Origin of the sequence: Bacillus sp. AFS040349 (genome assembly GCF_002577655.1) — a bacterium.
GTDB lineage: Bacteria > Bacillota > Bacilli > Bacillales > Bacillaceae > Metabacillus.
In genome coordinates this window covers 1-12,287 of sequence record NZ_NUMC01000157.1, presented here as the reverse complement: position 1 = coordinate 12,287, position 12,287 = coordinate 1, and the positions used below count along the sequence as shown (strand labels likewise).

Genomic DNA, 12,287 nt, shown 5'->3' with positions numbered 1-12,287 from the left:
AAATTGTATGATTCAATTTACGATTTTATGAGTACAAGCTAAAAATAACAAATTAATGGAATATAGGTATGTTTTACCAATAATACGTCAAAGATGTGTAACAAATCGTGATACGAAATGGAGAAATCTTATGGCGTATGAGGTAGAAAAAAAGATTGTAACGAAGGATTTTCAGGAAAATACATCGTACTTAAATGAACGACTGGGTGTAAAGAAAAGCTTTGATGTAATTCAGCTCGATGTTGAGTATGCTGGACGTAAAATGGCGTTATTTATGGTGGATGGTTTTGTAAAAGATGATATCTTACATTATTTAATGAGATATTTATCTGAGCTTACACCTGAGCAGCTCGAGGAAAATACTCTTGAAAAGCTACTCAAAACGTATATCCCGTACGTTGAAATTGAGAAAACAGATGATTTAAATACTGTTGTTGGAACCGTTTTGGCAGGGCCAACAGCTCTTGTTATAGAAGGTATTGATCAAGTCATCTTAATTGATGCCCGTACATATCCTGTCCGTGGGCCACAGGAACCGGATATGGAAAAAGTTGTTAGAGGTTCAAGAGACGGGTATGTGGAAACAATCGTATTTAATACGGCATTAACAAGACGAAGAATTAGAGATCGATCTCTCAGAATGGAGTATTTACAAATAGGTAGACGTTCGAAAACAGATGTGGTTGTTTGCTATTTAGAGGATATTGCAGACATGAAACATGTTGAGGATTTAAAAAAGTCGCTACTGGCTATTGATACAGACGGTCTTCCTATGGGAGAAAAAACAGTTGAGGAATTTATCTCAGGTCGACATCTTAACCCATATCCCATGGTAAGATACACAGAACGTCCTGACACAGCAGCAGCTCATATATATGAGGGACATGTGATTGTTTTTGTCGATGGGTCTCCTAGCGCACTTATCACTCCAACAACATTTTGGCATCATTTGCAGCATGCTGAGGAATATCGAAATAAGCCGATTGTCGGAGCTTACTTACGAATGGTTCGATTTATCGCAGTGTGGGCTTCAATTTTTATTTTACCTCTGTGGTATTTATTTGCTGATAATCCTGGTCTATTGCCACCTGGTATGAAATTTGTTGGTATTGAAGATCCAGGTCAAGTACCATTACTTCTACAGTTTCTTCTGATTGAAGTTGGAATTGATATCTTAAGGATGGCTGCCATTCATACCCCATCATCGTTAGCAACCGCTCTGGGGCTTGTTGCCGCCTTAATGGTTGGACAAGTAGCGGTAGAAGTTGGCCTTCTAACAAACGAAGTGATTTTATATTTAGCCATTGCAGCAATAGGTACCTTTGCAACTCCTAGTTACGAATTAAGCCTAGCTAATCGAATTTACCGTATTGTGTTACTTCTATTTACCGCATGGTTAGGAGTAATAGGATTAGTAGCTGGAATTACTGGCTGGATTATTATGCTTGCGCGTATGAAGTCCTTCAATGTTCCATACCTATATCCGTTTATCCCATTTAATGCACGTGCTCTAAGGGATGTTTTATTCCGTTCACCAATGCCATTGAAAAATCGTCGACCAACATTTTTACATCCACAAGATCCTGATCGTTAAAAAAGGGCTGACAATTTGTCAGCCCTTTTAGGGTTTAAGCAACCTTTTCATATGGAAGAGGATTGTTTTTATATTTTTTCATTTGAGTTAAGAACCAAATTAGTACGGCTAAAAAGATAAGTGAACCGATGATCATAGAAGTTTGATAGGATAATTGGAATCCTTCTGGTGCATAGAAAATATAAGAGCCAGTTACTGCTGTCATGAACAATGCTGGAAGGCTGCAAATCCAGTGGAATTTGTTGTTCTGTAGTAAATACATTGCAGCTGTCCATAGCATCACTGTTGCAACTACTTGATTTGTCCAACCAACATAACGCCATAAGAATGAATAATCCATTTGTGTTAGAAGATAAGTTGGAACGATAACTGGAATTGTCATTAATACAGTTTTCATTTTAGAATCAAAGTTTCCAAATTTACTTAATAATTCAACAAGCATCATTCTTGATGATCTTAATGCTGTATCTCCTGTTGTGATAGGAAGAATAATGACGCCTAGTACGGCAAGAATTCCACCAAATTGCCCTAATGTTGTTTTACTAATTTCGTTTACAACACCTGCTGTACCACCTTCAGCAAGAGCTCCTTGAAGTCCATCAGGTCCTCCAAAGAATGTCATACCAGCTGCTGCCCAAATCATTGCAATAATACCTTCAGCAACCATTGCACCAAAAAATACTTTACGTCCATCGCTTTCTTTCTTTAACGTTCTAGCTAAAATTGGACTTTGAGTACTATGAAAACCAGAAATGGCTCCACAAGAGATTGTAACCATTAGTAATGGCCAAATTGGTAATTCACCTGGATGTAAATTTTCTACGGTTAGATTTGGAATGGAATGATCCATAAAGAATAAAGCAAACCCAATAGAAACAGCCATGATGATTAAGATAAGTCCGAAAATTGGGTAAATTTTTCCGATTAGTTTGTTAATAGGTAAAACAGCTGCTAATACGAAATAAACGAAAATAAGTATTAAAGAAGCTGAATAACTTAAAGGTGTTAACTGCTCAACTAATTGAGCTGGTCCCGCTGTGAAAGCTGCTGCAACTAAAATCATTAACACAAGTGATACTAAATTTATGATTGTTTTAACTGATTTTCCTAAGTAACGTCCAACAAGTGTTGGATATTGTTCACCGCCATGTTTAATAGAAAGCATGCCGGAAAAATAATCATGAACAGCGCCAGCGAATAAACATCCAGCAACAATCCATATAAATGCAACTGGTCCATAAAGAGCTCCCATAATCGCCCCGAATATTGGACCTAAGCCTGCAATATTTAGTAGCTGAATAAGTGATGCCTTCCACCAGCTCATAGGCATATAGTCTAACCCGTCTGTTTTTGCGTAGGCAGGAGTTACACGTTGATCGTCAATACCAAATACGCGCTCAACTACTTTCGAATAAACGAAATATCCTACGATTAAAATAAGTACACATAAAATAAAAGTTACCATTACTTGTTCCCCCTAATAAAACTTCCAATTAATAAGTAACCCTATTTTAAACTTGTCTTTTAGAAATGACAATATATTTTTTAGAAAAAATAAATTATTCTGATAAATAAAATAAATTATATTATTGGATCCAATAAAAATAAGGAGAATTAGAGGGTTTTTGATGATTTTTAATATATTGAAATATAGTATGGGGAATGCTAGAAAAATAATCTTGTCAAAAAACCTTACAAATTATAAACGTTTTCTTGACGCTTTTTTCAATTCCTTTATACTTGAAAGTAGTGCTTATAACTAAGTGCTTAGAAATGTTAGTTATAATGAAGTAGGTGATACCTTGAAAACGATATATGACGTTCAGCAGCTTTTAAAAAAATTTGGAACGATCATTTACATAGGCGATCGAGTTTCTGACCTAGAATTAATGGAAGAAGAAATGAAACAGTTGTATCAATCAAATTTGTTAGAGCCAAAGGATTACCAAATGGCAGTTCTACTCTTAAGACAAGAAATACAAAACTTAAAAGATAAGGATAATCTACGTTTAGTGATTTGTATAAGTAAAAAGTAATAGGGTTGAAAACGTTTACTAATGAACACATATATAATAGTAGAAAAAGGTGATTTTAAATGAATGAGAAAATATTAGTGGGTGTAGATTTAGGTGGTACAACAATCAAAATGGCATTTATTAATTACTATGGAGAGATTTTAGAGAAATGGGAAATTCCTACTGATAAATCAGGGAAGGCAATTACAACCGATATCGCTAAAGCAATTGATACAAAGCTTGAAGAACTAGGAATGGATAAATCAAGACTTGGTGGAGTAGGGATGGGCGCTCCTGGTCCAGTTAATTTAGAGAGCGGACTTATTTATGAAACACCAAACCTTGGCTGGGTAAACTATCCATTAAGAGATCATTTAGAGCTGGAAACCGGTTTACCTGCTGTTATTGATAATGATGCAAACATTGCAGCACTAGGTGAAATGTGGAAAGGTGCTGGAGACGGCGCTAAGGACTTAATTTGTGTAACACTAGGTACTGGTGTTGGTGGCGGTCTTATTTCAAATGGAGAGGTTATCCACGGTGTAAATGGAGCAGGTGGTGAAATCGGACATGTTACGGTTGTCCCTGAAGGTGGAGCTCAATGTGGGTGTGGTAAAACTGGATGTATTGAAACAATCGCATCAGCCACTGGAATCGTAAGGATAGCAAAGGAAAAGCTTCAATCATCTGATCAGGATAGCATTCTTAAGACAATCGCTGATTTAACATCAAAAGATGTATTTGAGGCTGCTGAAAAAGGCGATTCTTTAGCTGTAGAAGTAATTGATTATGTTACATTTCAACTAGGACTTGTACTTGCAAATTTATCCAATGGATTAAACCCTGAAAAGATTGTAATCGGTGGTGGAGTATCTAAAGCAGGCGACCATCTTATCTCTAGAGTTGAGCAATATTTTAAACGCTTTGCTTTCCCACGAGTTGCTAAAGCAGCGTCCATCTCGGTTGCAACATTAGGGAATGATGCAGGTGTAATCGGTGGAGCATGGTTAGTAAAGACAAAATTACTAAATAAATAAAATTAACACGTAAAAAGACCTATAAACTATACTGATAGGTGATAGGAAAAAGGAGCCTCCATGAGAGAGCTCCTTTTATTTTTAATGTTAAAATTACTGAGTTAAATGAATCGTTTGTATGTAATCAAAAGTAGAACTATATTCCTGAGTTTATTTTCAGAATTATTTTACTTTTAAAGAAAACGAAACTTTTTATGTTTTAGGACGTCTAATACTAGGGTATAGAGAATAAGCTTAACATTATTATTCTAGCAGGCTATTGTAAGGGGCGTATGAAAAAACATTGATTTTTTGTAAAGAAAGTATTAAGATATGTTTTAGTTGTTTAATACTAACCTAATAAATGGAAAAAATTAGAGATAAAAGGTAGCGTAATTGTCCCATGGGATGAGGAGGTAGTTAGATGCGCAAAAAGACATTTTCAAAGATCTCCTTTCTACTATTAGCAACGTTATTTCTATGGATAAAAACATACATTGTCTATAAAACTAGCTTTGATATTAAAATTGAAAACTTCACACAAGAGTTTATATTATTCATTAATCCATTAAGTTTTCTGTTACTAATGTTTGGTTTTGGACTTTTCATGAAGGAGAAGAACAGAAACCGCTATATATTTGGTGCTAGTATCTTTGTAACAGGTTTGCTCCTGGCAAACATGGTATTTTACCGATTTTTCAATGATTTCTTAACAATTCCAGTATTGTTTCAGACAAGCAATATGGGAGATTTAGGAAGTAGTATTACAAATCTTTTCTTACCTAGTGATTTATTAATGTTTGTTGATTTAGCTATTTTATATTGGTTATTAAAAAAGCCAACTTTCAGATCCGCTTCATTACTGACTAGAAAAGAAAAGTCCGCTTATTTTCTACTAGTAGCCGCTGTATTCTTTTTTAATTTAGGATTAGCTGAAACAGAAAGACCACAATTATTAACACGTTCATTTGATAGAGAAATGCTGGTAAAAAACATCAGTGTTTACAACTTTCATATTTATGATGCGGTATTGCAGTCAAAAACATCTGCCCAACGTGCTTTAGCGGACAGTGATAGCTTGACTGAGATAGAGAACTATGTAAATGCTAACCGTAAAGCTTCAAATGAAGACCTACAAGGAATAGCACAAGGTCGTAATGTAATTTTACTTTCACTCGAATCGTTACAGAGCTTCGTACTAAATGAAGAATTAAATGGACAAGAAATTACTCCATTTTTAAATGATCTAATCAATGAGAGTTACTACTTTGAAAACTTTTATCATCAAACAGGTCAGGGGAAAACATCTGACTCAGAATTTATTGTAGATAACTCCTTATATCCATTAGGTCGTGGTGCCGTATTCTTTACAAACAGCAATAATGAATACAATGCAACACCAGAAATTTTAAAAGAATTTGGATACTATTCAACAGTGTTTCATGCGAATAATAAGAGTTTCTGGAATCGTGACTTGATGTATCAAGGATTTGGCTATGACCGATTCTTTGATGTTAATGATTACAATGTAACTGAAGAAAATTCAATTGGTTGGGGCTTAAAGGATATCGACTTTTTCCAACAGTCAGTTCAACATATTGATAATCTTCCACAGCCATTCTATACAAGATTAATCACATTAACAAACCACTTTCCTTTTGAACTTGGGGAAGAGGATCGTATGATTGACGAGTTTGATTCTAATAGTAAAACGTTAAATCAATATATTCCAACTGTTCGCTACATGGATGAGGCAGTAAAAGTATTTTTTGAGGACTTAAAGAAAACAGATGTTTATCAGAACTCAATCATCATCCTTTATGGTGATCATTATGGTATTTCAGAAAACCATAATGTAGCAATGGAGAAGTTTATTGGCAGAGAGATTACTCCGTTTGAAACAGTACAATTACAACGTGTTCCTTTCATTGTTCACATACCAGGTGTAACGGATAAAGATCCTAAGAACATTACGAAAGTAGCAGGACAAATTGATATCCGTCCAACAATTATGAGTTTATTAGGTATTGATACTAGTGAGCAAATACAGTTTGGTACAGATGCGTTATCAGATGATAAATTATCGTTCACAGTTTTAAGAGATGGAAGCTTTATCACTGAAAACAATGTTTACACACGTGGTATTTGCTATGATAAAGAAACAGGCCAGCCTACAGATCAGGCTGTATGTGATCCGTATATGGAAAAAGCAAAGCAGGAGCTAAATTACTCTGATGAAATCATTTACGGTGACTTATTACGATTTTATGGCGAAAACGCAGAAGAAACAGAAGTAAAAGCAGAAACAGTGGTAGAAGAAGAAAATTAATAACAGGGCTGACTCAAACTAAGGTGCTAGTCTTAGAGAGTCAGCCCTTTTTGATATTGAAAAACAGTAATGAACTTAACAACAATTGAACCAACCTAACATAAGCTATAACTAAATAGGCAAATTGGAGGTTCAATGATGATTATCCGCTTAATTAAGAGCATTTCACTTAATGATCTTTCAACTCATTTGCAACTCGACAATCAGCTTTTACATGAGAGCAATGATGTTGAGCTGAGAGGTGAAATAGAAGCAAACACTCAGTTAAATATTCCTGTTAACTGCCTATCTATTGTTGAATGTAGTGATATCGTGGAGTTAGTTGGTGACGATATAATAAAATCCGAACTAAAGATGAAGAAACCTTATGATTCAAATGAGTTAGAAAAGGAAATAGAAAAATTAATTTTTTTGTATCCTTTTATAAAAAAGGATATAGTTGGCTATAGTGTGTTAGGAAAACCTATTTATCAATTAACAATCGGGAATGGTCCTAAAAAGATTCATATGAACGGTTCTTTTCATGCAAATGAATGGATAACTACGAGTGTGATGATGTATTGGTTACATGAATATGTTGATGCCTTAGGGAACGGTTCAACGCGAATAAATGGGCATGATATCCAATCTATATATAAAGAAACAACCCTTTCATTTGTCCCGATGGTCAATCCTGATGGAGTAGATCTTGTTTTAAATGGATTACCACATGATAACACTTACGAAGCAGGTCTTTTGCAAATGAATGATTTAAGCATCGATTTTTCACAGTGGAAGGCAAATATTAGAGGTATTGATTTGAATAATCAATACCCTGTTAACTGGGATATTGAAAAAGCCCGTAAAATTCCAAAAACACCAGCACCACGTGATTACCCTGGAGATGCTCCTTTAACTGAGCCTGAAGCAATGGCTTTGTCAAATCTTGTTAAAAAACAAAATTTTGATCGTGTATTGGCATTTCATACACAAGGAGAAGAGATTTACTGGGGATATCTAAGGAAAGAACCTGAAGAAGCAGAAGCGATTGTAAGAGAATTTGAACGTCTTAGTGGATACAAAGCAGTAAGAGACATAGACAGTCATGCGGGTTTCAGAGATTGGTTCGTTCATGACTATAGAAAACCAGGCTACACAATTGAGCTAGGAAATGGTGTGAACCCTTTACCGTTTGACCAATTTGATGAAATTTATAAAAAGAGTAAGGGTATTTTCTACGCAGGATTATATATGTAGCAAGCTTTTTAAAACGAGTGATTGAACAATATTCATTCACTCGTTTTTTTATATAGTGTTAAAGTTAAGAAATTCAAAAAAAGTTCATCGGCTTTGATTTTTTTTTACACCTCAGTATGTTATTTTTTAATGAGGAATAATCTAATAATAAAATGAAACATTTTAACATGATAAAACGTATGAAATAATAGAGAAAAAATTAGGAGAGACAGGTGACAGAAAAGTTGATGAGATTAACTAAATTATGTTTATGTTTCTTGTTAATCGTGCTTTTTGGATCGGGTTGTAATCCATCTCATCAACAAGAGAATGATGAAGAGTTACTATCTATGAGGGAACAAGAAACTCCTGTAAAGGGCTCAGGAAATCAACTTCAGGGAAAACAACTCACATTACCGTTAGAAACAGAGGAGGCGCAATTCCACTCAGTTGCTGATTGGAAGGATGACAAGACCATTTTTTATATCCTCAATGATTCAGATGGATCTAAAGTATATACGTATAATATATACTCTGGAGATTCAACATTGTTTTTTACATCAGAGGCACCAATTGTTCAATTGGAAGCAAATGAAGACAATAGTCTTTTATTAATTCATACTAGTCCTTCAAGCTATGAAGCAGAATTAATAATTGTGGACAACGAGGCAAAGGTGCAATATCAGACGACAATTGAATCATATGAGCTTCAGTACACTTGGAATCAGCAAAATCAACATCAGCTTTTTGTATCTAGTTTTAATGAAGATTGGACCTATAATACGTACATAATTGATACAAAAGAGCAAACACTTGTTGAAAATCCAGTTGATATCCCGTTCATTCAATGGATAAATGATCATGAAGTGAGCTATTTAAAGTGGGATCAAGAAGCACCGGCTTTAACTGCTCCATTATATATTTATAACCTTGATAGCAAAGAGGAGACTTCTGTCTCTGATGGGGTTGTTGCTAATACTAATTACACAAACATAATGTCTACGATTGAAATAGTGGATGAGGATGGTACAGCAACTGTTCGTTTTTATGATTCAACAAGTCAACAACAACTTTCGGAGATGCCGACACGTCTAGTTGCCCTTTATTCTGATTGGTCAATTCCATATCATGATATGGATAATAATAACCATTTTTACATGCTAGAAGTGAATAAAGAAAAAACAGGGTTTTCTCTAATTTCTTTTTCATTAGACTCTGGTGAAAAACAAACTGTTATAGAAAAAATGGAAAATCTCCCAATAAAATTATCACCAAACGGGGACTATGCACTATATGGTGCTAGATATGAGCATCTAATCAATTTGGACTCACAAAAGATGTTAAAGCTAATTTCTTTAAAGTAGGAAGGATGACAAATATGGCAATAGTAGATGTAACAGTAATTCCAATCGGAACAAATACACCAAGTGTTAGTGAATATGTAGCAGATATTCAACAAATCCTTAAAAAATACGAATCTGAAGGGAAAATAAAGTATCAGCTAACTCCAATGAATACCATTATTGAAGGGGAGTTACATACATTGCTTCAAGTGGTTGAAGACATTCATGAAGCCCCTTTTAATAAAGGAATTCAGAGGGTAGCAACCAATATTCGAATCGATGATCGACGAGATAAAAAGTCTACAATGGAAAGTAAACTAGAAAGTGTACAGAAGCATTTTTAAAAATAATCAGTAAAAAACCCCTTAGCATATTGCCAAGGGGTTTGTTCTGTTTTTAATTATTAGTGTGCAGTTGGGTAACCGTGGTGAATAAAGGTCATTACGGCAAACCATCCAAATACAGCTAAAGTACCAAACGCAAATGCTGCACCAAGAAGGTTTTTATCTTTCAGTGAACGAATAAGTCCGAAAATCCCTAGAATGGTTACAAGTGCAAAAATAATCACTAAGCCCATTAATAAAGCCCCCTTACTCTATGTAGATCATTTTTCGTTGAATCAATTGTTTTAAAAAAACAAATACAATAACAAGTCCTTCTAATATTTTAATCGGTTTCATGGCGTTTGTCGAGTTTATTTTCGATTCTATTCATTCAAATGGGTACTATTATATTTACCATCTTGTTTTATAATTAACCATCATGTGGTTATCATCACACATATCTATAGTGTAAAATAAAAGTAAGTAAATAATTTGGAGGATGAGAAAATGAAATGGAGACAACTCCCTTTAGGACCATTGCAAACGAATTGCTATCTTTTTTTCAATGAAAAGAAGGAATGTTTAATTATTGATCCGGGTGGTGACGGGAAAAAGCTGATTAGCTTACTTGAGCAGCAACATATAAAACCGCTGGCCATCTTACTTACACACGCTCACTTTGATCATATTGGTGCAGTAGACGATGTGAGAAAGCAATGGAGCATTCCTGTTTATGTACATAAACAGGAGAAAGATTGGTTGTCAGATTCATCTCTAAATGGTTCTCAATTTTTTATGGCCGGTGCTGTTAGTGTGGCAGAGCCTGATAAATTAATTAAAGGTGAAGGAAAATTAGAGATAGGTGAGTTTTCTTTACAAGTATATGAAACACCTGGTCATTCCCCGGGAAGCGTTTCTTTTTATGTAGAAGAAGCAGGGATCGTTTTTTCAGGAGACGCATTATTTGCAGGTAGCATTGGCAGAACTGACCTGCCGGGTGGCAATCATGAGCAACTAATAAAAAGCATACATAACAAGCTATTGAATCTACCAGAAGAAACAATTGTTTTGTCAGGACATGGTCCGGTAACCAGTATTGAACAAGAGATGGAAAGCAATCCTTTTTTAAATGGTTTTTAATAATAGAAAAACAGGCAGCTATACAAAATAGCTGCCTGTTTTTTCATTTACATTGGTGTTTTAATTAATGTCCCATGTTATGTCCTGGAATCATCATAAATGTTGTCCAGTACGTAAATCCGACAAAGAAAATAGTTAGGTAAGCACCAAAAATATAAATGTACATGCGTTCGGATAATTTTAAATAAGATAAGAAAACAAAAAATCCAGTTTGTCCGAAAAAGAGTAAGGAAGTCGTCTTCATATCCCCAAGATAGAACATTACTGCGAAGATTCCCGTCCAGAAACCTAATACTCGGAACATACGATCCATATGTATCCCTCCTTTGTTGACTTTGCCAATAGCTGAATGGTAGATAAACCTGATGTTAGAAGTACATAAAAATTAACATCAATATGATAGCTTTTGACAAATTATAATCTGACATACAAGTCCATCACTTTAATTATTATAATGTACCATTTATATACTTGTAAATAGCGTTTACAATCATGCTGCAACAAACTAAAAAAGAAACGGTTGTTGTAATAAAAAATTCAAAATATCATTAAACAAATAACTATACAATAACTATACAAATGATGTACAATTAAACCAACAAGTTATCAGGGGCCAATGATAGATCAAACACTTATTACCTGAGGAGGAAGTATCGTGAATAATCTAACGTTCTACAGTTACCCAAGTTGTACATCATGTAGAAAAACAAAGCATTGGCTAAAAGCGCACAATGTAAACTTTCACGAAAGACATCTTTTTCGTGACACACCATCTATAGATGAACTTAAACAAATCTTATCTTTAACAACAGAAGGCATAGATGAAATTCTTGCAACAAGGAGCCAAACCTATAAAGACTTAAATATCGACGTAAATGAACTCTCTCTATCTGAAGTACTTACACTTATGCACCAAGAACCAAAACTCCTACGCCGTCCAATCATCACAGACGGAAACAAACTGATCGTAGGCTACAACCCACAGGAACTAAGCAAGGTAGCAAGAAAACAGGAACTAAAAAAATCAGTATCATAAAAGAAAAAGACGTCTGCCACAAGGCAAACGTCTTTTTCAGATAGCTGGGCTAGCTGGATTCGAACCAACGCATGTCGCAGTCAAAGTGCGATGCCTTACCGCTTGGCTATAGCCCATTGATTAACCTTCATGAATCATCTTCTTCGAAGCTGCTTCATGAAATTGCTTCGCAAGAGGATATTCTGGGATATTTCTGAAGGAAATATCACGGAATATCGTCGACAACTAAGTAGAACCTGTGATGAAGTAAGTGCTAAGCTATAAATGCTAATTTAA

At 34.9% G+C, this 12,287-nt stretch carries 12 protein-coding genes and 1 tRNA gene; 9 read left to right on the top strand and 4 right to left on the bottom strand.

The features are described 5' to 3' along the window. Window positions 1-130: 130 nt before the first annotated feature. Window positions 131-1,594 (top strand): spore germination protein, encoded by a 1,464-nt coding sequence (locus COD11_RS24665; protein ID WP_098799540.1) that lies wholly within the window; start codon window positions 131-133, stop codon window positions 1,592-1,594. 34 nt (window positions 1,595-1,628) lie between these two features. Here the strand turns inward: COD11_RS24665 and COD11_RS24660 are convergent, their stop codons facing one another. Beyond that, entirely contained in the window at window positions 1,629-3,059 is a 1,431-nt protein-coding gene (locus COD11_RS24660) for a carbon starvation CstA family protein (RefSeq protein WP_098799539.1), read from the bottom strand. 337 nt (window positions 3,060-3,396) lie between these two features. Here COD11_RS24660 and COD11_RS24655 point away from each other — a divergent pair, with 337 nt between their 5' ends. The 6 genes from COD11_RS24655 to COD11_RS24630 all read left to right on the top strand — a co-directional run bounded on the left by COD11_RS24655 (window position 3,397) and on the right by COD11_RS24630 (window position 9,856). Next, entirely contained in the window at window positions 3,397-3,630 is a 234-nt protein-coding gene (locus COD11_RS24655; RefSeq protein WP_098799538.1) for a YqgQ family protein, read from the top strand. A gap of 59 nt (window positions 3,631-3,689) precedes the next feature. Then, complete coding sequence (locus COD11_RS24650) at window positions 3,690-4,646, top strand: ROK family glucokinase (protein ID WP_098799537.1); 957 nt, start codon at window positions 3,690-3,692, stop codon at window positions 4,644-4,646. Window positions 4,647-5,049: 403 nt separating this feature from the next. Further along, window positions 5,050-6,954 (top strand): LTA synthase family protein, encoded by a 1,905-nt coding sequence (locus COD11_RS24645; RefSeq protein WP_098799536.1) that lies wholly within the window; start codon window positions 5,050-5,052, stop codon window positions 6,952-6,954. Window positions 6,955-7,092: 138 nt separating this feature from the next. Next, entirely contained in the window at window positions 7,093-8,190 is a 1,098-nt protein-coding gene (locus COD11_RS24640) for a M14 family metallopeptidase (RefSeq protein WP_176551237.1), read from the top strand. 212 nt (window positions 8,191-8,402) lie between these two features. Next, window positions 8,403-9,533, top strand: a complete 1,131-nt coding sequence (locus tag COD11_RS24635) for a YqgU-like beta propeller domain-containing protein (RefSeq protein ID WP_098799534.1) — start codon at window positions 8,403-8,405, stop codon at window positions 9,531-9,533. A 14-nt stretch (window positions 9,534-9,547) separates the two neighbouring features. Continuing rightward, window positions 9,548-9,856: an MTH1187 family thiamine-binding protein gene (locus COD11_RS24630; protein WP_098799533.1), complete on the top strand. Its 309-nt coding sequence runs from the start codon at window positions 9,548-9,550 to the stop codon at window positions 9,854-9,856. A gap of 59 nt (window positions 9,857-9,915) precedes the next feature. Here the strand turns inward: COD11_RS24630 and COD11_RS24625 are convergent, their stop codons facing one another. Then, entirely contained in the window at window positions 9,916-10,089 is a 174-nt protein-coding gene (locus COD11_RS24625; protein WP_098799532.1) for a DUF2759 domain-containing protein, read from the bottom strand. Window positions 10,090-10,342: 253 nt separating this feature from the next. Between COD11_RS24625 and COD11_RS24620 the strand changes: the two genes are divergently transcribed. After that, on the top strand, window positions 10,343-10,975 hold the full coding sequence (locus COD11_RS24620) for an MBL fold metallo-hydrolase (RefSeq protein ID WP_098799531.1): 633 nt from the start codon (window positions 10,343-10,345) through the stop codon (window positions 10,973-10,975). A gap of 64 nt (window positions 10,976-11,039) precedes the next feature. On the opposite strand, the gene COD11_RS24615 is transcribed toward COD11_RS24620, so the two are convergent. Further along, window positions 11,040-11,288 carry a DUF2626 domain-containing protein gene (locus COD11_RS24615; RefSeq protein ID WP_098799530.1) on the bottom strand — a complete coding sequence of 83 codons (249 nt, stop codon included), beginning with the start codon at window positions 11,286-11,288 and terminating at the stop codon, window positions 11,040-11,042. 342 nt (window positions 11,289-11,630) lie between these two features. Here COD11_RS24615 and COD11_RS24610 point away from each other — a divergent pair, with 342 nt between their 5' ends. Beyond that, entirely contained in the window at window positions 11,631-12,011 is a 381-nt protein-coding gene (locus tag COD11_RS24610) for a Spx/MgsR family RNA polymerase-binding regulatory protein (RefSeq protein WP_098799529.1), read from the top strand. A 44-nt stretch (window positions 12,012-12,055) separates the two neighbouring features. Here COD11_RS24610 and COD11_RS24605 read toward each other — a convergent pair. Then, a tRNA-Gln gene (locus COD11_RS24605) sits at window positions 12,056-12,127 on the bottom strand. Window positions 12,128-12,287: the final 160 nt, after the last annotated feature.